Genomic DNA, 22,461 nt, shown 5'->3' with positions numbered 1-22,461 from the left:
GGGAACGACTATCATCTCGTCCAGTTCTCTAGCTTGAGACCAGGAATATCAGCAAAATCCCGCTCGTTGTTCGTGACAAGAGTCAGCCCTAGCGCCAATGCGTGGGCTGCGATCAGGCGATCGAACCGGCCGCGCTTGAACGGCAGGGTCGCGTAAATGCCTGCGGCGACTTCGTCGAAATCAACAACTGGAATGTTGCGCCTGAAATCCAGCATCTCGGGGGCGTCATTGACCTCGGCGCCGTAGCCCAGCCCCACTTCGGCCAATGTCACGGCCGAGATCACGACTGAACGTGCAGCCTGATCCGCGACTTTCGCGGAAAGCTTTTCCGACGCCCCCTTCAAAAGATAGATGCAGATGTCGCTATCCAGCATGAAAGCCGGGTCAGCCATCTCGATTCAGCTTCTTGCAGTCCCAATCCAGCTCACGCTCTTCGAATTCGCGGTCTTCAGGCGTCAAAAGCTTCAACCACGGGATCTTCCCCGCAAAGCCGCTAATGTCGATCTTGCGCTCGGCCTTGACCGGCTCAACGATGAAGCGGCCCCGCTCCTCGCGCACGGTCATCTCGACGCCAGCCTCGATCCCCAGCGATTTGGGAAGCCTGAGGGCAACCGAATTGCCCGATTTAAAGGTTCGTGATGTGCGGGGCGCGTTCATGACATTCTCTTTCGTATATACAAATTGTATATACTAACTGGCTACATTGTCGTCAATCGTGGAACCATCGCGGACGCGGGCACTTCAGGCGCGATGGAGGATTGCATCATCATCGGCGCCGGCCCGGCGGGATTGACCGCCGCGATCTATCTCGCGCGCTTTCACCTTTCGATCCGGCTGTTCGACTGCGGCACCAGCCGCGCCGCGCTGATCCCCTGCACGCGCAACCATGCCGGCTATCCCGGCGGGATATCGGGCAAGGATCTGCTCGCGCTGATGCTGGAGCAGGCCGAGAACTTCGGCGCCGAGCGCGAACTGGCCGAGGTTTCGTCGATCGTGCCCAAAGACGATGGCTTCGAGGTGCATGTCGGGGAAGGCGACCATGTGTTTCACGCGCGAACCGTCTTGCTGGCGACGGGCGTGGTGAACAACCCGCCGGATATGCCGCGCGAGGAGCATGATGCGGCGCTCGCTCGCGGGCTGCTCCGCTATTGCCCGATCTGCGACGGTTACGAAGTGACCGACAAGCGCGTCGGGGTGATCGGCACCGGCGACCACGGCATGCGCGAAGCGTTGTTCCTGCGCGGCTTCAGTCGGGACGTGACGCTGATCGCACCGGGCGCGGCGCATGATCTGGATGAAGCGTGCCGGGCCAGGCTCGAAGAGGCGGGGATCGTTCATGTCGACGGCCCCTGCGTGCCGATACGGATCGATGGCGACCAGATCGTGGCGACGACGCCGGACGGAGAACTGGCTTTCGATAGCCTCTACCCCGCGCTAGGCTCGCGCATTCGTTCGAAGCTTGCGGTTGATGCCGGTGCGCGCGCCTCCGAGGATGGATGCCTCGAGGTTGACGATCACCAGCGCACCACCCTCCCTGGCCTGTTCGCGGCGGGCGACGTGGTGAAGGGACTCGACCAGATCAGCCATGCGATGGGCGAAGCCGGTGTCGCCGCGACGACGATCCGCAACTTGCTCGCCGAGAAAAGTCCGCTCAGGCGCTGACGAACTCAGCGGCGACGAGCATCCGCGCGTCATCCCATTCGGGCACTGCCTCGGGGCGCATCGGGACCATGAAGCGTTTCTTGTCGGGGCGTTCGATCTCGATCACGTCGCCCGCGCCGAAATTGTCGATCGCCACGACCGTGCCGAGCGCTTCGCCATCGGTGGAGATCGCGGGCAGGCCAAGCAGGTCGGCGTGATAATATTCGCCCTCGGCGAGCGGCGGCAGCGCCGAGCGCGGCACGGTCAGCTCGGTGCCGCGCAACGCCTCGGCAGCATTGCGGTCATTGACCTCGGCGATCCGCGCGATCGTGCCGTTGCTGCCGGGGCGCACCGATTTGAGGGTCAGGGTGCCGTTGTTGAAGCTTTTGTACGGTTTCAGGTCCTCGGCGAAGACCTTGAGGCGGACCTCCCCCGCCACGCCGTGCGCGCCGATGATGACGGCGAGCGTGACGGGGGTGTCGGCAGGCATCAGCCCTCGGCCGGAGCCTGGGCGCTCTCGCCCTCGGCGACATTCGCCTCGGCGGGCGTTTCCTCGGCTGCCGCCTCAGGCGCTGCTTCGACCGGCGGCGTCGCTTCTGAAACCGCCTCGGCGACTGCTTCGGCTTCCGGCGTCGGCTCTTCGGTGGCAGCTTCGACCTCGGCGGCCATCACTGCCTCGGCTTCCTCGTTGCTGTCCTGGGCTGGGGCTTCCTCGGCGACGGGCTCGGGAGCAGGCGCGGCGGCGGCAGCTGCCTTCGCCTCTTCGGCCTCGGCGAGCTTGGTCGCACGCTCTTCAGCGCGCTCGGTTGCCTTGTCGCCCGGCTTGCCCTTGTTGGGGTTGTTACGGGCGACGCGCTCACGGACGCCGGCAACGTCGAGGAAGCGGGCGACGCGATCGGTCGGCTGCGCGCCGACGCTCAGCCAATGCTTGGCGCGCTCGCCGTCGAGGATGATGCGCTTGTCGTCATCCTTGGCGAGCAGCGGGTTATAGGTGCCGAGCTTCTCGATGAAGCGACCGTCGCGGGGCGAACGAGCGTCCGCAACCACGATCTTGTAATAAGGACGCTTCTTGGAGCCGCCACGCGACAGACGAATGCTGAGTGCCATTAGTTTTACTTCCTTCTTTCGATTACGTTATTTCTTCTTGATCAAATTCTCGAAGCCGGGCGGGAGATTGGACTGGCCGCCACCGAGGCCCGGCAGGCCGCCGCCATTGCCGAGCAGGCCGCCGAGTCCGCCTGCGCCACCGAGGCCACCGCCCCCCATGCCGCCTCCACCCATGCCGCCCATGCCGCCGCCGCCCTTGCCGAGCATCGCCATCATCCCCTTCAGGCCGCCCATCTTGCGCAACTTCTTCATCGCGGTGGACATTTCCTGATGCATCTTGAGCAGCTTGTTCACGTCCTGGACGGTCGTGCCGCTGCCCTTGGCGACGCGGATCTTGCGTTTGGCGTTGATGATTTCCGGCTTGGCGCGCTCCTTGGGCGTCATCGAGGTGATCATCGCATCCATCCGGACCAGGATCTTCTCGTCGACCGCGCCCGAGGCCATTGCCTGTTGCGCCTTCTTCATACCCGGGATCATGCCGGCCAGCGCGCCGAGCCCGCCCATGCGGCGCATCTGGGCAAGCTGCTGGCGCAGATCGTCCATGTCGAACTGGCCCTTGGCCAGCTTCGCCGCCATCTTCTCGGCGTCTTCCTGCTGGATCGACTCAGCCGCCCGCTCGACCAGGCCGACCACGTCGCCCATGCCGAGGATGCGCCCGGCGACCCGCGACGGATGGAAGGCCTCGAGCGCGTCGAGCTTTTCGCCAACGCCAGCGAACTTGATCGGCTTGCCGGTGACGGCGCGCATCGAAAGCGCGGCACCGCCACGCGCATCGCCGTCCATCCGGGTCAGCACCACGCCGGTCAGCGGGACCTGATCCGAGAAGCTCTTCGCGACGTTGACTGCGTCCTGGCCGGTCAGCGAGTCGACGACGAGCAGGATTTCGGCCGGCTTCGCGATATCGGCGACCGCGCGCATCTCGTCCATCAGCGCCTGGTCGACGTGCAGCCGGCCCGCCGTATCGAGCATCAGGACATCATAGCCCTGGAGCTTCGCCGCCTGGAGCGCGCGGCGGGCGATATCGACCGGAAGCTGCCCGGGGACGATCGGCAGCGTCGCGACTTCGGCCTGTGTGCCGAGCGTCGCGAGCTGCTCCTGCGCGTTCGGGCGATTGACGTCGAGCGACGCCATCAGCACCTTCTTGCGCTCGCGCCCGGCGAGGCGCTTTGCGATCTTGGCGGTCGTCGTCGTCTTGCCCGAACCCTGCAGGCCGACCATCATGATGACGGCGGGCGGCGTGACGCCGAGCTCGAGCTCGGACGCATCGGCGCCGAGCATCTCGACCAGCGCGTCGTTGACGATCTTCACGACCTGCTGGCCCGGGGTCACCGAGCGCAGAACCTGCTGGCCGATCGCCTTCTCGGTCGCCTTGTCGACGAACTCCCGCGCGACCGGCAACGCGACGTCGGCCTCGAGCAGGGCGACCCGCACTTCGCGCATCGCCGCGCGCACGTCCGCCTCCGTAAGCGCGCCGCGCCCACGAAGCCGATCGAACACACCGCCAAGCCGGTCGCTCAGGCTTTCGAACATCGAGAAACTCCATTGCCGATCGGCGCCGTACCGGTAAACGCAAAGAACGCCGGCGGACGAAACCTCGTCGGCCGGCGTACGCCCAGTGGGCGGCCCTTCACGAATCCCGGTGGGAAACGATCGCGGCGGCCTTTAGCGCGTCGGGCGCGATCGCGCAACCGTCTGCCGGCTTAACCCGATCTACACCGCTCGCATGACAAGAGTCGCGTTCGGAACTCGGGGGCGCCGGCATGGCAGGTGATATGGTGGACGAAACCAGGACGGGCACAGTGAATGCCCGGCAGGATGTATTGAGCGGCGCAATTACGGTTGCGTCGATCCTCTTGTTCGTCGGCACGGGCAGCGCGGTGCTTTCCACGACCTTCCAATATTATTTCGCCGGCGGCAAAAGCGCTGACCAGACCCTTGTCATTGCGCTGCTGCTCAATGTCGCGCTGATCCTGTTCGGATGGCGGCGGCACCGCGAGCTGGCGCGCGAGGTCTCGATTCGCGCCGCCGCCGAGGAGCGGGCGCATCAGCTCGCCGCCCGGGATCCGCTGACCGGCTTCCTCAATCGCCGCAGCCTTGGCGAAGAGGGCGCGGCGATGTTCGTCCGGGCCCAGCGCCGGGGCAAGGCGATGGCGATGCTGATGCTCGATCTCGACCATTTCAAGACGATCAACGACATGCACGGCCACGCCACCGGCGACGCGCTGCTTCGCGAAGTTGCCGTCGAGATCGCCGCGGCAATGCCCTCGATTGCGCTCACCGCACGGTTCGGCGGCGATGAATTCGCGTGCGCCTTCCTGTTCGACCCCACTCATCCCGATACGGTCGAGCGGATCGCCGAGCGCCTCGTCTCGCGCCTCGCCCAGCCGTTCAAGGCTGAAGGGCTGCAGCTCCATATCAGCGTCTCGGTCGGCATCGCGCGGTCCGATTTCGATTGCGCGAGCATCGACGCACTGATGCGATCGGCCGATATTGCCATGTATGCGTCCAAGAACTCGGGCCGCAACCGCTTCGCGTGGTTCGACATGTCGATGGAACGCGAGCTCCAGGCGCGCAATGAGCTCGAGGTCGGCCTGCGCGGCGCGATCCCGCGGCAGGAGATCGTCCCCTATTTCGAGCAGCAGATCGACCTGACCACCGGTCGGCTCGGTGGGTTCGAGATGCTGGCGCGGTGGGAGCATCCGCAGCGCGGCCTGATCGGCCCCGAGATCTTCATTCCGATCGCTGAAGAGACCGGCATGATCGCCGATCTCTCGCTGTCGATCATGCGCCAGGCCTTTCTTGCCGCGAAGGACTGGGATCCGGCCTTGTCGATCTCGGTCAACATCTCGCCCTGGCAATTGAAGGACGCCTGGCTCGCCCAGAAGATCATCAAGGTGCTGACCGAAACCGGCTTCCCGGCGACGCGGCTCGAGGTCGAGATTACCGAGAGTTCGCTGTTCGACAATCTCGCGCTCGCCCAGTCGATCGTCGGCAGCCTGAAGAACCAGGGCATCCGCCTGGCGCTCGATGATTTCGGCACCGGCTATTCGTCGCTCGCGCATCTCCGTGCGTTGCCGTTCGACCGGATCAAGATCGACAAGAGCTTCATCATGTCGATCAACGACAATGCCGAGAGCGCGGCGATCGTTAACGCGATCACCCGGCTCGGCGACAGCCTGAACCTGCCGATCACCGCCGAGGGAATTGAGGACGCGGTCACTGAGGAGCGCCTCCGCGCGCTCGGTTGCTCCAAGGGCCAGGGCTATCTCTACGGCCGGCCGATGAGCATCGCCAACACCCGCCGCCTGCTCGCTGAAAAGCGCCTGTTGCTGCAGCCGGGGGCACAGAAGGCCGCGAGGAAGGAAGTTACCAGCCAGCGCCTGGCCGGCTGAGATAGTCCTCCTCGGCGGGAGTCGAGGCCCGGCCAAGCGCTGCGTTGCGCGATGGGAAGCGCCCGAAACGCGCGATCACCTCGGCATGCTCGCGGGCATAGTGCAGCTGCTCTTCATCCCCGAGCCGCTCGAACATGGCGAGGCTCAGCGTCTGGATCTCGCGGTCTTCGGCATGCATCAGCGGCATATAGAGAAAGGCGCGGCGTTCCGGCTCCATGTCCTCGTCCCATGCGCGCTCAATCGCGATCCGCGCCAGGTCCAGCGCCAGCGCGTCGCCGGCGAAAGCCCTGGCGCTCCCGCGGTGGATGTTGCGCGAGAACTGGTCGATCAGGATGATCGCCGCCAGCACGCTGTCCCGATCGTCGCGCCACCCGGCCGCGCCGCTCCACAGCACCGTTTCGAGCAGCGCCCCGAAACGGCTGGCAATGGCCCGGTCGAGCGCCTCATCCTGTGCGAAATGCCGATCGGCCGGCACGTCGCCGAACCAGAAGTCGAGCACCGCGGCGGCCTTTTCATGGACTTCGCCCCGACCCGCCCCTAGATCACCGCGCATGTCTCACCTCTCCGGCCGCTTTCATGGCTGAACCCCTGATCGTCAGCCTCGGCTGCCGGCTGAACATCGCTGAAAGCGAAACGATCCGCGCCCTGACCGGCGGACGCGACATGGTCGTGGTCAACAGCTGCGCGGTCACCAACAGCGCGGTGCGCGAGACCCGCGCAGCGATCCGCCGCGCGCGCCGCGACCGGCCGGGCGCGCAGATCGTGGTAACGGGCTGCGCCGCGCAGATCGATCCGCAGGGCTTTGCCGCGATGCCAGAAGTCAACCGGGTGATCGGCAATGCCGAGAAGCTGATGCCCGAGGCGTGGCGGGCGGCGGACGCAATGCTGGTCGGCGATATCATGCAGGCCCGCGACACCGCGCCGCATCTCGCCGCCGCCTTCGCATCGCACGCCCGCGCGTTCGTCGAGGTGCAGAATGGCTGCGATCATCGCTGCACCTTCTGTACGATCCCGTTTGGGCGAGGCAATAGCCGCTCGGTGCCGGCAGGCGCAGTGATCGACCGGATCCGGACACTGGTCGATAACGGACACAAGGAGATCGTGCTGACCGGGGTCGATCTCACCAGCTATGGCCCCGATCTGCCTGGCGCGCCGACCCTGGGAATGCTGGTCGAGCGGATCCTTCTTCATGTCCCGGCGCTCGAGCGGCTGCGTCTGTCGTCGCTCGACTCGATCGAGATCGACGACCGGCTGTTCGAGTTGCTCACCGCCGAGCCGCGGATAATGCCGCATGTCCATCTCTCACTCCAGGCAGGCGACGACATGATCCTGAAGCGGATGAAGCGCCGCCATTCGCGCAGCGAGAGCGTGGCGGTGGTGGAACGCCTCAAGGCAGCGCGGCCCGAGATCGCGATCGGGGCCGATCTGATTGCCGGCTTCCCGACCGAGAGCGAGCCGATGTTCCGCAACACGCTGGCGCTGATCGGCGATTGCGACGTGGTCCATGCTCATATCTTCCCCTATTCGCCGCGTGCGGGAACCCCGGCTGCGCGGATGCCGCAGCTGGAGCCGGAAGTGCGCAAGCGTCGGGCGGCGCTGCTGCGCGAGGCGGGCGCAATGCGCCGGACGGCCTGGCTGCAGGGTTTGATCGGGACCGAGCAACAGGTGTTGATCGAACGCCCCGGTGATCGCGGCCACACGCCGGCATTCGCCGATATACGCATCCCCCTTCCCGTCCGTCCTGGCACGGTGGGCGGTATCCGCCCGATCCTCGTAACCGGCGCCAGCGCCAATTCACTCACCGGAATTCCTGCATGAGCACTACCCCAAGCTGGCACGACAAGCTGCTCGGCGGCTTCAAGCGCACCTCGGACCGGTTGCTCGGCAATCTGACCGGGCTCGGCACAGCGCCGCTCGACGACGATACGCTCGACGAGATCGAGGAGGCTCTGATCGCCTCCGACCTTGGCCCGGAGACCGCCGCGCGCATCCGCGCCCGGCTGGCGGAGGGCAGTTTCGAGCGCAACATGGAGGATCTCGGCATCCGGCTGGTGGTCGCCGAGGAGATCGAGAAAGTGCTCGCCAGGGTCGCAAAGCCGCTTGAGATCGAGGCGTTTCCGCGCCCCCAGGTGATCCTGGTGATCGGCGTCAACGGATCGGGCAAGACGACGACCATCGCCAAGCTCGCGCACCTGCTGATGGAGCAGGATTATGGCGTGATGCTCGCCGCGGGCGACACCTTCCGCGCCGCCGCGATCGGCCAGCTCGCGACCTGGGCTGAGCGGGTCGGGGTACCGATCGTCTCGGGCAAGGAAGGCGGCGATGCGGCCGGCATCGTCTATGAGGCAGTCAAGCAGGCGACCGCGACCGGCATCGACGTGCTGATCGTGGACACCGCCGGGCGGCTCCAGAACAAGCGAGAGCTGATGGACGAGCTCGCCAAGATCCGCCGCGTGCTCGGCCGCATCAACCCGCAATCGCCCCACGATATCCTGCTCGTGCTCGACGCGACCACCGGCCAGAACGCGCTCAGCCAGATCGAGGTGTTCAAGGAGGTGGCCGGCGTCACCGGGCTGATCATGACCAAGCTTGACGGCACAGCGCGTGGCGGCGTGCTGGTCGCGGCGGCGGAGAAATATGGGCTGCCGATCCACGCGATCGGGGTCGGCGAGGGAATGGGCGATCTTCGGCCGTTCGATGCGAACGAGGTTGCGCGGATCATCGCAGGCGTGGAAGGGGGCCGGCATGGCTAATCCCTCCCCTGTCCGCCCCAAGATCGGCCCCGGCCTGCGCCTGGCGATCGATATCGGCCCGCTAGCGGTCTTCTTCCTCGTCAATTTCCTGATGCGCGGCCCGGATATCGTCAAGCTGCTCGCGGGCACCGCTGCCTTCATGGTCGCCAGTGCCATTGCGATGATCCTGTCGCGCTGGAAAGCCGGGCACATCTCGCCGATGCTGTGGATGACGGGCACCCTGGTGCTCGTGTTCGGCGGCCTGACGCTCTGGTATCACGACAAGACCTTCATCCAGTTCAAGCCGACCTTCATCTATGCGATGTTCGCCTCGATCCTGGCGTTCGGGCTCGCGACCGGCCGGCCGCTGCTGCAGATGATGCTCGAGGCAGCCTATCCGGGGCTGACCGAAAAGGGCTGGCGGCAGCTGACGATCAACTGGACGATCTTCTTCGTGTTCATGGCGGTGCTGAACGAGATCGTGAGACGCAAGGCGTCCTATGATTTCTGGGTTGCCTTCAAGCTTTGGGGCGCGATCCCGATGACTTTGCTATTCGCCTTCGCCAATTTGCCCATGTTGTTGAAGAACGGGCTGAATACCGACGGCACGCTGCCTGAGGTGCCGCCCGAAGGATAAGGGTGCGCTGCACGGCCTTTTCCCAAAGGCGGAGACCCGAAAGGTGATGCATGCAGCGCGATTCCCAGGTTCGCGCTGCATGCTCAATACTGCCGCGGCGAGACGGGCCCGGGCTGATCAGCCCTGATCGGCCCGGCTGACCCCGTTGCCGTCGAGATTCTGCGCCGCGAACTCCCAGTTCAGCAGCTTGCTGGTGATCGCCTCGAGATAGCCCGGGCGCGCATTGCGATAGTCGATGTAATAGGCATGTTCCCACACATCGATCGTCAGCAGGGGCTTCATCCCCTCATAGGCAACGGGCGTGTCGGCATCGTGCAGCGAGGTGACCTTGAGCGCATCGCCGTCGAGCACCAGCCAGCCCCAGCCGCTCGCGAAATGGTTGACCGATTCGTCGATCAGCTTCTTGACCAGCGCTTCGGTCGATCCGAAGCCGTCGGTGATCATCTGGGCCAGCTTGCCCGACGGGGCCTGCTGATCGGGGGTCAGGCTCTGCCAGAAGAAGCTGTGGTTCCAGATCTGCGCCGAGTTGTTGAACAGGCCCTTGTTGCCGCTGGCCTTGGCCTGGCGGATTACTTCCGACAGTTTCGCATCGCCCAGTCCCGCCTCGGGGGCGAGCAGATTGGTCTTGTCGACATAGGCCTTGTGGTGCTTGCCGTAATGGAATTCCAGCGTCTCCGCTGACATGGTGGGCGCCAGCGCGTCCCTGGCATAAGGCAGGGCGGGAAGTTCGAAAGCCATCGGGAAAACTCCATCATATCGGGGTCGCAGCGCTCCAACGAGCCTGGGCGCTCGAGGTTCACCAGGAACAAGGATTTTTCGCACCTCGTTACGTGTGACAAACGATATTGAACCGCTTACCATCACCCTCGGGCACGCGACGCGCGATAGCGCATCGCAAATGGGAGGGAAACCCTGATGGACAAGATACTCACTGACCTTCGGATCACCCTAGCGGTCGGCGTCCTGCTGGCGGTCGGGCTCATGTTCGCACCCTATTATCTGCCGCCGCTCGGGCTGTGGAACGGCGTATTCCAGTGGCTCCACGTCTTCTTCGGCATTACCTGGATCGGCCTGCTCTATTATTTCAACTTCGTGCAGATTCCGACCATGCCGGCCATCCCGGCCGAGCTGAAGCCGGGCGTCTCCAAATATATCGCGCCCAAGGCCCTGTTCTATTTCCGCTGGGCAGCCGCCTTCACGGTGCTGACCGGGCTGATCCTCGCCCATCTCTATCATGAGCTGAAAGAAGCGATGATGCTCGAGGAATCGGCCCGGCTGATCGGAATCGGCATGTATCTGGCGCTGATCATGGCGGCCAATGTCTGGTTCGTGATCTGGCCGAACCAGAAAAAGGCGCTCGGGCTGGTGGCGGCGGATGACGCGACCAAGGCGAAGGCGGCGCGCGTCGCGATGCTGGCCTCGCGGACGAATACGTTGCTCTCGATCCCCATGCTCCTCTGCATGACGAACTATCATTGATGAAGGGGGGCCCGCGGCCGCGCCGCGGGCTCCTCGCTCGAGACAGCGCGGCCGGCATTTTCCGCTGTTCCCGCTGTTTTCGGCGATGTTCTTTTTTCGCCGCTGTTATGTTGGATTTTGGCGGCGATTTTCTCGTCTGTTATCAATTCCTTGCCGATGATTTCGCTGTTATCGAATAACAGCGGCGGAACAGCGGAGGAACAGCGCACGATAACAGCGGGGAACAGCGGCGGAACAGCGGGATAACAGCGGGGCTGCTGGCGCTGACAGCCGCGGACCTGTCGTTCGACGATGTGAAAGAGCGAAATGGAGCCGTTGCGGAGCTCCGTCCGGCGCACCCGTCCCACGATCCCCGATATGGTTGAATCGATTCGAACCAGCGTCGTGCCGGACCCTTCGACGAGGCTGAGGGCAGGCTCGTTCCGGCATCCGCTGCTCCCCAAGCGCATCGTCATCTTGTTTGCAGCACGGTGGACCCGGAACACGTCCATGGTGACGACAGGGTGCTGATTGGAGACCTGTGTCAGCCGGCCGCAATGAGTCCGTGGCGCTTGAGCGCATGGCGCAGCTGATCGTAGCTCAGCCCGAGCGCTTCAGCGGTCGCGCGCTGGTTGAAGCGGTGCTCGGAAAGCGCCCTGGTCAGCAGGTCGCGCTCGAATTTGGCGATCTTCGTCTTGAAGTCGGAAGGCCCCTCGCCTGTCTCGTCCTCGATCGCCGCCGGCGCCGGAACCGGAGCCTCGTGCGCCGGAGCGGCCGGCGCCGGCGCGACGGTCGCACCGGGGCGATAGGGCGAGTGGAACGGATCGAATTCGATTGCCTCGATCGGCCCGGCCTGCTCCCAGCGATACACTGCGCGCTCGACAACATTGCGCAGTTCGCGGACGTTACCGGGCCAGGGATAGGCGACCAGTGCCGCCACTGCCTCGGGCCCGAAGCCGGGCCAGTCATCGCGGCCCATTTCGGAGGCCATGCGCCGGCCGAAATGCTCGGCGAGCACCAGCACGTCGCCCGGCCGCGCGCGCAAAGGCGGCAAGGTCACCACCTCGAACGACAGGCGATCGAGCAGATCGGCGCGGAACTGATTGCGCGCGACCTTGTCGGGAAGATTCTCGTTGGTCGCAGCGACGATCCGCACATCGACGCGCAACGGGCGTGACGAGCCGATCCGGGTGATCTCGCCATATTCGACCGCGCGCAGCAGTCGCTCCTGCGCGCCCATCGAGAGGGTGCCGAGCTCGTCGAGGAACAGGGTGCCGCCATGCGCTTCCTCGAAGCGGCCGACCCGCGACTTGGTCGCGCCGGTAAAGGCGCCCGCCTCATGCCCGAACAATTCGGCCTCGATCAGCGTCTCGGGCAGAGCGGCGCAGTTCATGATCACCAGCGGCTGATCCCAGCGCGGGCTCAGGCGGTGCAGGCGCTCGGCGACCAGCTCCTTACCCGTCCCGCGCTCGCCGATGACGAGCACCGGCCGATCGAGCGCGGCGGCGCGACTGGCGCGCTCGAGCGTCTCGAGAAAAACGTTCGATTGCCCGATGACCTGTGTCGTTCGATCCATCGCCAAGCCTTGGCGTAAATTCCCAATGCTTGGCAAGATATTTCAGATCGGTTCATCCCCCGTTCATCCGAAAATGGCGGAAATGCGTGGTTTTCGAAACTGGCACGCTCCCTGCAATGCTCTGTGCATCTGCCCGACAGGGCGACCCAGACAACCAGTTCAGAAGGGAATTACACCATGAACAGCAACTACAAGGCAGGCAATCTCCGCCAGACCGTCGCAGCGGTCGTTTGCGCGATCGTCTTCGGTTCCACCTTCCTGATCGGCGCGGTCGCGCCGGCAGAAACCGCCGCCGCTCACGGCGCGGCGATCACCCGGACCGCCGCCTGATCCCAGGCGGTCTCGCCGGGGCGGGAATCCCTTGCCCCGCCCCGGCCCCCAAGCTTCAACAGTATCCAGCGTATCCCGACAGGAGAGTTTTCGACATGGGCATTTTCTCCCGAACCCGCGACATCATTGCCGCCAACTTCACTGACCTGCTCGACAAGGCGGAGGACCCCGCCAAGATGATCCGCATGATCATCCTCGAGATGGAGGAAACCCTGGTCGAGGTTCGCGCCTCTGCCGCCCGGACCATCGCCGACCAGAAGGAGATGCGCCGCCACATCACCAAGCTCGACTCGCTGCAGGAGAGCTGGACCGAAAAGGCCGAGCTGGCGCTCTCGAAGGGCCGCGAGGACCTTGCCAAGGCAGCGCTCGTCGAGAAGCAGAAGGCGGCCGACATGGCCCACCAGCTCGGCGGCGAGATCACCGTCCTCGACGAGGCGCTCAAGTCGTCCGAGGAGGACATCAACAAGCTGCAGACCAAGCTGCGCGAGGCGCGGACGCGCCAGAACTCGATCGTCACCCGGCTCGAGACAGCGCATAACCGCTACAAGCTGCGCGAAATGTATGCCGGCCCGAAGATGCAGGATGCCTTTTCGCGCTTCGAGATCATGGAACGCCGCGTCGACATGGCCGAGGGCCGCGCTGAAGTGGCCGGCATGGGCGCCCCGCCCAAGAGCCTCGAGGAAGAGATTGCCGAGCTCAAATCAGCCGAGAAGGTCGAGGCCGAGCTCGCCGCGATGAAGGCACGCGTCGGAAAGGACGGCTGAGATGGAGGATGTGTTCATCCCGGTGCTCGTCTGCGGCATTCTGTTCATCGGCATGCCCTGGGTGATCCTGCACTATGTCACCAAGTGGAAGCAGGCGCCGAAGATCACGCAGGAGGACGAGAACCTGCTCGACGAGATGTTCAATCTCGCTCGCCGGCTCGAGGATCGCCTCAACACGGTCGAACGTATCGTCGCCGCCGACAACCCCGACTGGAAACCGGCCGCGCCGGCGATCCACCCAACCGATTACGATATTTCGCGGAGGAACTGAGATGTCTGCAAGCCGCACCAAATTCTACCTCGACAAGCAGAACAGCAAATGGCTGGGCGTGTGCTCGGGGATTGCCGACTATACCGGGATCGATGTCACCTGGGTTCGCGTCGGCGCCATCGTCTTCACCATCGTCGGTGGCTTTCCCTGGACCCTGGTCGCCTATTTCCTGGTCGCCTGGATGGCGCAGAACAGGCCCTACGGCCTGTACGAAGGGCCTGAGGACGAGAAATTCTGGCAGGGTGTCCGCTCGAACCCGAAGCGCTCGACCGCAGAGGTCCGCTCCAAGTTCCGCGACATCGACCGCCGGCTCGCCGACATCGAGATGATGTACACCAGCCGCAACAGCCGCCTCGCCAACGAGATCGACAGCCTGCGCTGAGACGGGTCGCGAACAGGGAGTGATGAGATGAACAACGTCGGCATGTTGATCCCGCTGACGGCGGTGGCGATGAGCCCGGTCGCCTGGGTCGCCACCACCTGGATCCGAGCGAAGCACGGCTATCCGCTCGAGGACGAGAAGGGCAATCCGATCAGCCGCAGCGACCCCGATGCCAAGCGCACGATCGAGCTGCTCACCAGCGAGAATGAGCGCCAGGCCGGGCAGATCAGCCGGCTCGAGGAGCGGATCGCAGTGCTCGAACGCATCGCGACCGACCCGGCCGAGCGGACCGCCCGCGAAATCGACGCGCTGCGCTGAGCGCAGCGCCAAGGAGGAAATGATGCATAGCGATCAGTTATTCGTCCTCGCCATCATCGCCCTCGCCATCATGGGCGGCGTCGCGAAGATGTGGGTCAGGGCGCAGCATGGCTACCCGATCGAAGACCGGAACAGCCGGCGCAACCGCCGCCGAAGCGGTTTTGTCGACGACGCCGGCCCCGAGGCCGAACGCAAGATCCACCTGCTCTCGGCGGAAAATGAGCGGCTGGTGGGCCAGGTTTCCCGCCTCGAGGAGCGGATCGCCGTCCTCGAACGCATCGCCACCGACCCCGCCGAGCGCACCGCGCGCGAGATCGACGCCCTTCGCTAAAGGATCGACCGACATGAACGACCATATGATCCTCGAACTGATGAAGCCGGTCTCGGCGCTGACCCTGGTTGCCATCGGTGCCTGGCTGGTCGTCACCTGGATGAAGGTCCGCCACGGTTATCCGCTCGGCGGCGGCAAGGGCCAGATGCTCTACCCCAATTCGGGCGAGGAAACGATCGAGCGGGTCCGCCTGCTGACGCAGGAGAACAGCCAGCTCCGTGCCGAGCTTGGTTCAGTCAAGGATCGGCTCGCCAATATCGAACGCATCGTCACTGACGGCGCGCACAGCCTGGATCGCGAGATCGAGCAGCTGCGCCTGAAAGCCAACTGAGGAGTATCGAGATGGGCCCTGGTGGTGTTTTTCTGATCCCGCTCCTCGCCATATCGGTTGGCCTGGTGGCGGTGATCGGCGGCGTGATCGTCAAGCCGTGGCTGGCGCATCGCGAGAAGCAGATGGAGCTGGAGGCGAAGATGATCGCCGAGAAAGCGGCGCAATATGCGTCGCAGACCAGCAGCCTCGAACAGCGCGTCCGCGTGCTGGAGCGGATCGTCACTGATCGCGGCATCGACGTCGCTGACGAGATCGAAAAGCTTCGCGACCAGCCGCCCCTCAACTGATTTCAATTCATCCAATTCGACAAGGACTGTACAATGCTTATCTTTCTGGCGGTTTTGGCTGCCTTCACTGCGGGCGCCGTGTATCTCACCGAGCGGGTCGACCGCCCCCGCCGCCGCCTCGAGCGCGAGACAGGCCAGCTGCGCTGAGCGCCGGTCAGTTCAGGACAAAGGGAATAGCCACATGAACGTCTTTGAAATGATCGCTGTCATCACCGTGGTCGGCACGATCGGCAGCGTGCTGCGTGCCCGCTACGGCGTGGTCCGCGACAGGCACGGCAATGACGTGCCGATAGGCGTTGACGACACTGCGCAGGCCGAGAACCAGCGGCTGCGCGAAGAGCTTCGGGCCATGAAGGATCGCCTTGCGGTCCTCGAGCGGCTCGCAACCGACAATGACAATAGCGGCGCACGCCTCGATCGCGAGATCGAGAAGCTGCGTGACCGCCCGTGATCGAAGGAGCAGAGATCATGACCGATCCGAACTTCTACCTCACCATGGCAAGCGCCGCGCTGGCGGGGCTGGGCATGATGACCTTTGCCGTCCTCACCGGCTGGCGCGGCTGGCTGGCGCTCAAGCACCAGGAGCTGCAACAGCAATCCGGTGGCGACCTCCACCAGGAACGCAGCCTGCCCAATGCCAGCGCCCGCATCGAGATCGCCGACCTCAAGGAACGGATCCGCAAGCTGGAAGCAATCGCAGCCGGGGTGGACCTCTAGGGCCTACCCCGCTAGCGGGCGAGGCATGCCAAGCCTCGCCGATCTCCAGGACGAATACAGCTTCCTCGATGCCGATGATCGTTACCGCCTGTTGATCGATCTCGGTCGCGACCTGGAAGCGATGCCGGAAGCCCTCAAGACCGATGCGACTTTGGTGCGTGGCTGCTCAGCCTCGGTCTGGGTCTATCCGATGGTCGCCGCCGACGGCACGCTCCATTTCCTCGCGGATTCGAACGCAGCGATCACCAAGGGCATCATCGCCCTGGTATTGCTGACAGTGCAGGACCGAGCGCCTGCCGCGATCGTCGCCACCGATATCGAGGCGGCCCTCGCGCCGTTCGACCTCAGGAACCAGCTCAGCTCGAACCGGACCCAGGGAATCCCGAACATGATTGCTTTAATTCGCGAGACAGCGGCGCGATATCTATGATATAGTGTATCAACGGCGAATGATTGCAATCCGCCACGGCGGTGGGGGGAACCATCTTGCTAAAGCCCGGCATTGCGTTGCTGATGATGATCACTGCGTCTTGCGACGCCGTGCCGGCGCAGAATTCTCAGGCAAATCCGCCGCCCAATGCGCGCGGCCCGTTTGCCGCAACCCGGATCGGCCCACCCGGCGCCCCGCTAACGCCCGGCGCTCATGTTCCGATGCCGCAGGGCGACCCGCAATCAATCGTCATCCGTCTGGAACGCGGCGGGTGTTTCGGCTCCTGCCCGGACTACAGCGTCGACATCACCGGCATGGGGACGGTCAGCTATGAAGGCCTTGGCAGCGTCCTCGTCCGCGGCAAGCATCATTACAAGGTGGGCGCCGATGTCGTGCAGCGGCTGGCCGAACAGTTTCGCCGCGCCGACTTCTGGTCCCTTCGCGACGACTATTCCTCCCAGATAACTGACCAATCCACCTACAAGCTTGTCGTGACGATCGGCGGCCAGACCAAGGCGGTGACCGATTATGTCGGTGGCGATGTGGGCATGCCGGCAAGCGTGACCGAGCTGGAAAAAGCGGTCGATGCGGCCGCCGGCACCGCGAGGTGGATCGATGGCAATGAGGAGACACTGCCGTCATTGCGCCGCGAGCATTGGAGCTTTCATTCCAGGGACGCCGGCGAGACGCTCGCAAGGGCAGCCTCGAGCGCCCCAGATTCAGTGGTCAATGGTCTCCTTGACGGACGGGCGCCGATCGATGCGCGTCCGACCGATGTTTTCGAGGGCGCCGCCAGCCCGCTCGAAAATGCCTGCCGCAAGGCGCGCCTCGCGATCGCGCGCCGGCTGATTGCCGCAGGCGCGCTCGACACGCGTGCCGACGCGCGCGAACTGGCCCTGTTTGCCGCGGTGGAATCAGCGCACCCGGCAATGGTCGCGGAAATCCTGCGACTGCATCCCCGCGTCAACGCCCGCAACCGTGAGGGCGATACCCCGTTGCTCTGGGTCGAGGAAGGCGGACATCCCTTTTACGATGACGAGAAATCGACCGATACACCAGCCGTCATTCGCCAGTTGATCGCGGCCGGGGCGAATCCGAACGCCACCGACAAGGACAGCGAAACCGTCCTGCACAAGACGCTCGATGTCGCGAATGCACGGGAATATATCAAGGCAGGCGCGGAGCTCGAGGCGCGAAACAAGAGCGGTGAAACGCCCCTGCTCGCGACCTATGGCGAAGATATCGCGCTGCTGCTGCTCGATTCAGGTGCGAATCCCGATGTACGAAACGCGAATGGCTTGAGCTTCGTCGATATCGCGGGGGAGCGGCATTTCGACAAGGTGTTGAAGCGCCTCAAGCAGCCATAATCAGCGATTCGTCACCGCCCTGCCGCAATCAGGCGCACGGCGAAAACCAGCCGGTCGAGATCTCCCATCCGGTTGGCGAGCGCCGGCGTCACCCGGATGCACGAGCCCGACGCAGCGCCGTCGCGGTGCACGGTGAAGATGCCGTGGCGATCGAGCAGGGTCCGGGCCAGGGCGACATTGTCGGCCTGCGATGTCCGCCCGCGCAGGCGGAATCCGGTGATCGCGCCGTAGAGCCGCGGGTCGTCGGGCGTCAGGATCTCGAACCGCTCATCGTCGCGGAGCGGCTCGACCCAGCGGTCGCGGAGCGCGCGGAGCCGCGCCGCGCGGCGCGCGCCGCCAATCGCCTCCTGAAAATCGAGCGCGGCCGGCACGGCGAGATGCGCCGCGAAGTCGATCGTGCCGGTATGGAGGCGGGCATCGATATCGTCCGGATCGCCGGCGTTCACCGCCGGGTCGCGATCCACGTCGCTCGTCCGCCCGCGCCGGATATACATCGCGCCGACCCCGAGCGGCGCGCCAACCCATTTGTGGAGATTGATGCCGACGAAATCGGCGTCGAGATCGGGCAGCGTGAAATCGAGCTGGCCCCAGCTATGCGCTGCGTCGACGATCGCCGCCACGCCCCGCGCCCGCGCCATCGCGACGATCTCGCGCACCGGGATAACCAGCCCGGTACGATGGCCGAGATGGGTGAGCAGCAGAAGCCGGACGTTCGGATGAGCGTCGAGCGCGGCCGCATAGGCGTCGATCAGCCCCTGGTAAGTCGCCGGCTCGGGCAGCGTGATCCGGACGAGGGAGACACCACGCCGCGCCGGGAGCGCGGCGCAGCAGGCCTGCATGCTGCCATAATCGAGATCGGCATACAGCACCGCGTCACCCGGGCGTAGCCGGTTATAGCCGGTGATCAATGTCTTGAGCGCTTCAGTTGCGTTGCGGGTCAGCAGGATTTCGTCGACGCCCACGCCCATCGCCGCCGCCACCCGCACGCGGACAGCGTGGAGATCGGCGACCATGCCACGACGGGCGTAAAAGCTGGTGTCGCGGTTCACGCGCTCGACGAGCGCGCGATAGGCAGCGACCACCGGCCGCGCCATCATGCCCCAATTGCCATGCTCGAGCTGGATCGTCGCCTGCGTCACGTCGTAAGCGGCGGCGAGATCGGCCCAATAGCGATCGTCGGCCGCCACGGGCTCGAAGTCGTCTCCCACCCGCACCGCGAGCGGGAGAGCGGCAGTCCCGGGCGCGCTGCGATCGATCGTCATCTCGCCCTGCCCCCTGATGCGTGCCAGCCAACGGTAGCGGGTCTCGCCGGAGATGCCAGCCCACGCCGGCATAACGAAAGGCGCTCTGCTATCAAGAGACCTGCACCTCGTCCGTATAAGAGGCGCTGCCGGGAAGTCCCACTGCATCGGCGACACAGTCGAGGTCAGCGCCAGCCTTCACCAGAAGCCACTCTCCCGGCGCCTTGCCGTTGATCACCGTCACTGCTCCGCGCGGGCACACGCCAAGGCATTTCACCTCGACGATCCCTAGCGCGGCCTTGCGGCTCTTCTTCACGCGCAGATGCTTGCGCAACGCCTTGGCGAGCGGGGTCCGGCCCTTGGGCCCGAAACCGCCTCCCATCCTTTTCGAGCAATTCCTGCAGACCAGCAGCGTGTTCGACCAGTCCGAATGGACCGACTTCAAACGGCGGGCTTCCATTGCCGCGCATCTTCGGCTGCCTTGAGCACGTCATAGGCGGCCTGGATCGCCTGGAAGCGCGCGGCCGCTTCCTTGTCGCCGGGGCGGACATCGGGATGGTTGGACTTGGCAAGCCGCCGCCAGGCGACGCGCACCGCATCGAAATCGGCATCGACCTCGAGCTCGAGCAGTTCGAGCGCGCGGATCTCGTCGCGCGAGCGGCTGCCGTCGCCGGGCCCGGCCCAGCCATAATGTTTCGCTTCGGCATAGCCGTCGGCAGTGCGGGTCTCGGCCGCCTCGCGCTCGGCTGCCTCCTCGGCGGTCAGGCCTTCGAAATAATTCCAGCCGCGATTATATTCGCCGGCGTGCTGTTCGCAGAAATACCAGCGATCGGGCGAATTGGGCGATTTCGGCGCCGGGCAATGGCCGGGCTCGGCGCAGCCATGCCGGTCACAGATCCTGACCGTTGTCGCATCGCTGCCGGCGCCATAGCCGCGCCAGCGGGGAAAGCCCCAGTCGACCGATCGGGAAGAAGAACGCGCCATATTCTGCCGACATAGCTCTGAACGAAGGGTTCGCAACCCGCCGTGGCCAGCGCGGCGACATAAATTTCACGCCGTCCCGCTCCGAAACGCCGAAAAAACGGCCACATGTAAATGCCAGAGGGTCTGTAAGCCGGGTTCTGTCCATCCTCCCCCGGTAATCCCCGGGCGGGGAATAGGCGACCATTCCTCTAGGCCCGCATTTGCATGCGGGCTCAAGCAACCAACCCGGATGACGAGCCGGAACGAGGCCCATATGCCATCCCTATTCGGTCTTGCTCCCGGTGGGGTTTGCCGTGCCGCTCCTGTTACCAGTCGCGCGGTGCGCTCTTGCCGCACCCTTTCACCGTGGCGGGGCCGAAGCCTTCGCCGTCTGCTCTCTGTGGCACTTTCCCTGGGGTCGCCCCCGCCGGGCGTTACCCGGCACCGTCGTTCCGCGGAGCCCGGACTTTCCTCGGCACGTTCGCACGTGACGCGGCCGCCCGACCCTCTGGCGGGGTCTCTGTAGCGCGAGTTTCACGCGCGCGACAATCAAATCAGTCGTCGCCCAAATCAATCGTCGCCCTGCGGCTTCGGCAAGAGCAGGGCCAGCAGGATGGAGCGGCACTCGCCATCGATCTCGCCGTCGAGCAGTTCGGGGCGGAAGCGGCGCTGGAAGGCGACGACCGCGGCGAGCTTGTCGGACACGTCATAACCGAAGCGTTCGAGCGCGATCAGGAAGCCGGCGTCAGTCCACATCGGATCCATCAGATTCCGGTTCGGCCGCGGCAGCGCCAGGCGAAGCTTGGCAAGGCGGTTCCACGGAAACAGCTCGCCGGGATCCTGCTTGCGTTGCGGCGCGATGTCGGAATGGCCGACGACATTGCCACGCGTTACGCTGTGGCGCGCCTTGATGTCGGCGACGAGCGGCACCAGCGCGTCGATCTGCTCCTCCGGGAACGGCCGATAGCCGAACTCATGGCCCGGATTGACGATCTCGATGCCGATGCTCGCGCTGTTGACATCCTCGATCCCCCGCCAGCGCGACCTGCCCGCGTGCCAGGCGCGCCTGTCCTCGGCGACCATGCGCAGGACGGTGCCGTCCTCGGCGACCAGATAATGCGCTGAAACCTTCGACGCCGGATCGCGCAGCCGGTCGATCGCCGACTGCGCATCCTGCATGCCGGTATAATGCAGGACAATCATCGATATGCCGAGCGTGCGCTCGTCGAAGTTAGGCGACGGCATCTCGATGATCGTCATTGCGTCTCCCTCGCTTTCGCGCTGGATCAGCTTAAGCACGGACGGCGGCGTTTCGGAATAGCGGTCTTGATGCCCGCGCCGATCAGCGCCTGGCCGACAGGGCCGCCGGCACGGCCCCGACCGGCTCGTAAAGCCCGCGATACCGCGGGCTTGGGCGGAACGCCTCGGTCTGGCCGATCACCGTTTCCCCCGCGCCGAGCACGAGCAAACCGCCCGGGCGCGCCACCTCGGCAAGGCGATCGAGCACCCGCCGGCGCAGCGCCGGCGAAAGATAGAGCAGGACGTTCCGGCACAGGATGACATCGAACCGCCCGATCGGCAGCGGGTCAGCGACGAGGTTCAATTTGCGGAAGGATATCTGGCGGACCAGTTCGGGCTTGGCGACCCAGTCGATGCCGACCGAGTCGAACCAGCGCATCATCCGGCGCACCGGCAGCCCACGCTGGATCTCGAATTGCGAATAGCGCCCCGAGCGGGCACGGTTGAGCGCTGCCTCGGAAACGTCGGTTGCGACGATTTCGGGAGAGAGAGCACCGCTTATCTCGTCGCGTTCAGTGAAGAGCATCGCCAGCGACAGCGGCTCCTGGCCGATCGAGCAGCCGGCAGACCATATCCGCAACCGCCGCCCCGGACTCTCGGCGCGCATATCCTCGACCGCCTCGCCGATCATCTCGAGTACGGCCGCATCGCGGAAGAAGGAGCTTTCCTGGTTGAGCAGCACGTCGACCACCTGATCGGCGAGATCCGGCCTGCGCAGGAGATCGCGGACCAGTTCGTCAAGGCTCTCGAAGCCGCGCTCGCGCAGCAGAGGCTTCAGGGCGGTTTCGATCCGCCATTCGCGATTCGCCGCAATCTGCTGGCCGGTTCGCGATTCGAGGAGCGCCGCCAGGACGTTGAGAGCGCCCTTGGGCCGCATATGGGGCAAG

General features: G+C 65.0%; 31 protein-coding genes, 1 other RNA gene and 1 pseudogene. 18 read left to right on the top strand and 15 right to left on the bottom strand.

The window, feature by feature from the left end; genetic code table 11:
• Nucleotides 1-11 precede the first annotated feature (11 nt).
• The gene (locus tag ABD050_RS04570) at nt 12-374 is read right to left on the bottom strand and encodes a type II toxin-antitoxin system VapC family toxin (RefSeq protein ID WP_343888010.1); all 363 of its coding nucleotides are present in this window, start codon (nt 372-374) and stop codon (nt 12-14) included.
• 10 nt (nt 375-384) lie between these two features.
• On the bottom strand, nt 385-657 hold the full coding sequence (locus ABD050_RS04565; protein WP_343888009.1) for an AbrB/MazE/SpoVT family DNA-binding domain-containing protein: 273 nt from the start codon (nt 655-657) through the stop codon (nt 385-387).
• A 93-nt stretch (nt 658-750) separates the two neighbouring features.
• Here ABD050_RS04565 and ABD050_RS04560 point away from each other — a divergent pair, with 93 nt between their 5' ends.
• Nucleotides 751-1,662, top strand: a complete 912-nt coding sequence (locus ABD050_RS04560) for an NAD(P)/FAD-dependent oxidoreductase (RefSeq protein WP_343888008.1) — start codon at nt 751-753, stop codon at nt 1,660-1,662.
• Here ABD050_RS04560 and rimM read toward each other — a convergent pair.
• From rimM to ffh, 3 genes and pseudogenes are all read right to left on the bottom strand, one after another.
• The gene (gene rimM / locus ABD050_RS04555) at nt 1,652-2,131 is read right to left on the bottom strand and encodes a ribosome maturation factor RimM (RefSeq protein ID WP_343888007.1); all 480 of its coding nucleotides are present in this window, start codon (nt 2,129-2,131) and stop codon (nt 1,652-1,654) included. The two genes, ABD050_RS04560 and rimM, sit on opposite strands and share 11 nt — an antisense overlap.
• Before the next feature lie 140 nt (nt 2,132-2,271).
• Nucleotides 2,272-2,748: pseudogene (gene rpsP, locus ABD050_RS04550) on the bottom strand (30S ribosomal protein S16); the annotation flags it as partial.
• A gap of 27 nt (nt 2,749-2,775) precedes the next feature.
• Nucleotides 2,776-4,278, bottom strand: a complete 1,503-nt coding sequence (gene ffh, locus ABD050_RS04545) for a signal recognition particle protein (RefSeq protein WP_343888006.1) — start codon at nt 4,276-4,278, stop codon at nt 2,776-2,778.
• A gap of 230 nt (nt 4,279-4,508) precedes the next feature.
• On the opposite strand from ffh, the gene ABD050_RS04540 reads away from it, so the two are divergent.
• Entirely contained in the window at nt 4,509-6,140 is a 1,632-nt protein-coding gene (locus ABD050_RS04540; protein ID WP_343888005.1) for a putative bifunctional diguanylate cyclase/phosphodiesterase, read from the top strand.
• On the opposite strand, the gene ABD050_RS04535 is transcribed toward ABD050_RS04540, so the two are convergent.
• On the bottom strand, nt 6,115-6,693 hold the full coding sequence (locus tag ABD050_RS04535) for a DUF924 family protein (RefSeq protein ID WP_343888004.1): 579 nt from the start codon (nt 6,691-6,693) through the stop codon (nt 6,115-6,117). The genes ABD050_RS04540 and ABD050_RS04535 overlap by 26 nt on opposite strands.
• 23 nt (nt 6,694-6,716) lie before the next feature.
• On the opposite strand from ABD050_RS04535, the gene mtaB reads away from it, so the two are divergent.
• From mtaB to ABD050_RS04520, 3 genes are read left to right on the top strand one after another with little or no spacing between them, the layout of a single operon-like run.
• Nucleotides 6,717-7,958 carry a tRNA (N(6)-L-threonylcarbamoyladenosine(37)-C(2))-methylthiotransferase MtaB gene (gene mtaB, locus ABD050_RS04530; protein ID WP_343888003.1) on the top strand — a complete coding sequence of 414 codons (1,242 nt, stop codon included), beginning with the start codon at nt 6,717-6,719 and terminating at the stop codon, nt 7,956-7,958.
• Nucleotides 7,955-8,893, top strand: a complete 939-nt coding sequence (gene ftsY / locus ABD050_RS04525) for a signal recognition particle-docking protein FtsY (protein ID WP_343888001.1) — start codon at nt 7,955-7,957, stop codon at nt 8,891-8,893. Before mtaB ends, ftsY begins: the two co-directional genes overlap by 4 nt.
• Nucleotides 8,886-9,509: a septation protein A gene (locus tag ABD050_RS04520; protein ID WP_343888000.1), complete on the top strand. Its 624-nt coding sequence runs from the start codon at nt 8,886-8,888 to the stop codon at nt 9,507-9,509. The genes ftsY and ABD050_RS04520 overlap by 8 nt, the downstream gene beginning before the upstream one ends.
• A gap of 117 nt (nt 9,510-9,626) precedes the next feature.
• Here the strand turns inward: ABD050_RS04520 and ABD050_RS04515 are convergent, their stop codons facing one another.
• Nucleotides 9,627-10,247, bottom strand: coding sequence for a superoxide dismutase (locus ABD050_RS04515; RefSeq protein WP_343887999.1), 621 nt, complete (start codon nt 10,245-10,247; stop codon nt 9,627-9,629).
• Nucleotides 10,248-10,424: 177 nt separating this feature from the next.
• Between ABD050_RS04515 and ABD050_RS04510 the strand changes: the two genes are divergently transcribed.
• The gene (locus ABD050_RS04510) at nt 10,425-10,988 is read left to right on the top strand and encodes a urate hydroxylase PuuD (protein WP_343887997.1); all 564 of its coding nucleotides are present in this window, start codon (nt 10,425-10,427) and stop codon (nt 10,986-10,988) included.
• On the opposite strand, the gene ABD050_RS04505 is transcribed toward ABD050_RS04510, so the two are convergent.
• Nucleotides 10,982-11,443 (bottom strand): hypothetical protein, encoded by a 462-nt coding sequence (locus ABD050_RS04505; RefSeq protein ID WP_343887996.1) that lies wholly within the window; start codon nt 11,441-11,443, stop codon nt 10,982-10,984. The genes ABD050_RS04510 and ABD050_RS04505 overlap by 7 nt on opposite strands.
• A gap of 68 nt (nt 11,444-11,511) precedes the next feature.
• Nucleotides 11,512-12,543, bottom strand: a complete 1,032-nt coding sequence (gene pspF / locus ABD050_RS04500; RefSeq protein WP_343887995.1) for a phage shock protein operon transcriptional activator — start codon at nt 12,541-12,543, stop codon at nt 11,512-11,514.
• Between the two features lie 177 nt (nt 12,544-12,720).
• Between pspF and ABD050_RS04495 the strand changes: the two genes are divergently transcribed.
• From ABD050_RS04495 to ABD050_RS04440, 12 genes are all read left to right on the top strand, one after another.
• Complete coding sequence (locus ABD050_RS04495) at nt 12,721-12,873, top strand: hypothetical protein (RefSeq protein WP_343887994.1); 153 nt, start codon at nt 12,721-12,723, stop codon at nt 12,871-12,873.
• Nucleotides 12,874-12,968: 95 nt separating this feature from the next.
• Nucleotides 12,969-13,637: a phage shock protein PspA gene (pspA, locus tag ABD050_RS04490; protein ID WP_343887992.1), complete on the top strand. Its 669-nt coding sequence runs from the start codon at nt 12,969-12,971 to the stop codon at nt 13,635-13,637.
• A 1-nt stretch (nt 13,638) separates the two neighbouring features.
• Entirely contained in the window at nt 13,639-13,908 is a 270-nt protein-coding gene (gene pspB / locus ABD050_RS04485; RefSeq protein ID WP_343887991.1) for an envelope stress response membrane protein PspB, read from the top strand.
• Nucleotide 13,909: 1 nt separating this feature from the next.
• Entirely contained in the window at nt 13,910-14,290 is a 381-nt protein-coding gene (pspC, locus tag ABD050_RS04480; RefSeq protein WP_343887990.1) for an envelope stress response membrane protein PspC, read from the top strand.
• A gap of 27 nt (nt 14,291-14,317) precedes the next feature.
• Nucleotides 14,318-14,608: a hypothetical protein gene (locus ABD050_RS04475; protein ID WP_343887989.1), complete on the top strand. Its 291-nt coding sequence runs from the start codon at nt 14,318-14,320 to the stop codon at nt 14,606-14,608.
• A 19-nt stretch (nt 14,609-14,627) separates the two neighbouring features.
• The gene (locus ABD050_RS04470) at nt 14,628-14,939 is read left to right on the top strand and encodes a hypothetical protein (protein ID WP_425542406.1); all 312 of its coding nucleotides are present in this window, start codon (nt 14,628-14,630) and stop codon (nt 14,937-14,939) included.
• A 13-nt stretch (nt 14,940-14,952) separates the two neighbouring features.
• Complete coding sequence (locus ABD050_RS04465; RefSeq protein WP_343887986.1) at nt 14,953-15,270, top strand: hypothetical protein; 318 nt, start codon at nt 14,953-14,955, stop codon at nt 15,268-15,270.
• An 11-nt stretch (nt 15,271-15,281) separates the two neighbouring features.
• The gene (locus ABD050_RS04460; protein ID WP_343887985.1) at nt 15,282-15,557 is read left to right on the top strand and encodes a hypothetical protein; all 276 of its coding nucleotides are present in this window, start codon (nt 15,282-15,284) and stop codon (nt 15,555-15,557) included.
• A 181-nt stretch (nt 15,558-15,738) separates the two neighbouring features.
• Nucleotides 15,739-16,008 carry a hypothetical protein gene (locus ABD050_RS04455; RefSeq protein ID WP_343887984.1) on the top strand — a complete coding sequence of 90 codons (270 nt, stop codon included), beginning with the start codon at nt 15,739-15,741 and terminating at the stop codon, nt 16,006-16,008.
• A 17-nt stretch (nt 16,009-16,025) separates the two neighbouring features.
• Complete coding sequence (locus ABD050_RS04450) at nt 16,026-16,274, top strand: hypothetical protein (RefSeq protein WP_343887983.1); 249 nt, start codon at nt 16,026-16,028, stop codon at nt 16,272-16,274.
• Between the two features lie 25 nt (nt 16,275-16,299).
• Nucleotides 16,300-16,704, top strand: a complete 405-nt coding sequence (locus ABD050_RS04445) for a SufE family protein (RefSeq protein ID WP_343887982.1) — start codon at nt 16,300-16,302, stop codon at nt 16,702-16,704.
• Between the two features lie 41 nt (nt 16,705-16,745).
• Nucleotides 16,746-18,071, top strand: coding sequence for a DUF6438 domain-containing protein (locus tag ABD050_RS04440; protein WP_343887981.1), 1,326 nt, complete (start codon nt 16,746-16,748; stop codon nt 18,069-18,071).
• An 11-nt stretch (nt 18,072-18,082) separates the two neighbouring features.
• On the opposite strand, the gene ABD050_RS04435 is transcribed toward ABD050_RS04440, so the two are convergent.
• The 6 genes from ABD050_RS04435 to ABD050_RS04410 all read right to left on the bottom strand — a co-directional run bounded on the left by ABD050_RS04435 (nt 18,083) and on the right by ABD050_RS04410 (nt 22,451).
• Nucleotides 18,083-19,405, bottom strand: a complete 1,323-nt coding sequence (locus ABD050_RS04435; RefSeq protein WP_343887980.1) for an aminotransferase class V-fold PLP-dependent enzyme — start codon at nt 19,403-19,405, stop codon at nt 18,083-18,085.
• 19 nt (nt 19,406-19,424) lie between these two features.
• Entirely contained in the window at nt 19,425-19,772 is a 348-nt protein-coding gene (locus tag ABD050_RS04430; RefSeq protein WP_343887979.1) for a thioredoxin domain-containing protein, read from the bottom strand.
• Nucleotides 19,754-20,296 (bottom strand): J domain-containing protein, encoded by a 543-nt coding sequence (locus ABD050_RS04425; RefSeq protein ID WP_343887978.1) that lies wholly within the window; start codon nt 20,294-20,296, stop codon nt 19,754-19,756. Before ABD050_RS04425 ends, ABD050_RS04430 begins: the two co-directional genes overlap by 19 nt.
• A 110-nt stretch (nt 20,297-20,406) precedes the next feature.
• Nucleotides 20,407-20,787, bottom strand: an RNA gene (gene rnpB / locus ABD050_RS04420) — RNase P RNA component class A.
• A 58-nt stretch (nt 20,788-20,845) separates the two neighbouring features.
• Complete coding sequence (locus ABD050_RS04415) at nt 20,846-21,535, bottom strand: N-acetylmuramoyl-L-alanine amidase (RefSeq protein ID WP_343887977.1); 690 nt, start codon at nt 21,533-21,535, stop codon at nt 20,846-20,848.
• An 82-nt stretch (nt 21,536-21,617) separates the two neighbouring features.
• Nucleotides 21,618-22,451, bottom strand: coding sequence for a CheR family methyltransferase (locus ABD050_RS04410; RefSeq protein WP_343887976.1), 834 nt, complete (start codon nt 22,449-22,451; stop codon nt 21,618-21,620).
• Nucleotides 22,452-22,461: the final 10 nt, after the last annotated feature.

This window comes from Sphingomonas oligophenolica, from assembly GCF_039522915.1.
In the GTDB taxonomy this organism is placed as follows: domain Bacteria; phylum Pseudomonadota; class Alphaproteobacteria; order Sphingomonadales; family Sphingomonadaceae; genus Sphingomonas; species Sphingomonas oligophenolica.
Note: the sequence above shows the minus strand (reverse complement) of the source record. Positions and strands in the feature narration are given on the sequence as shown.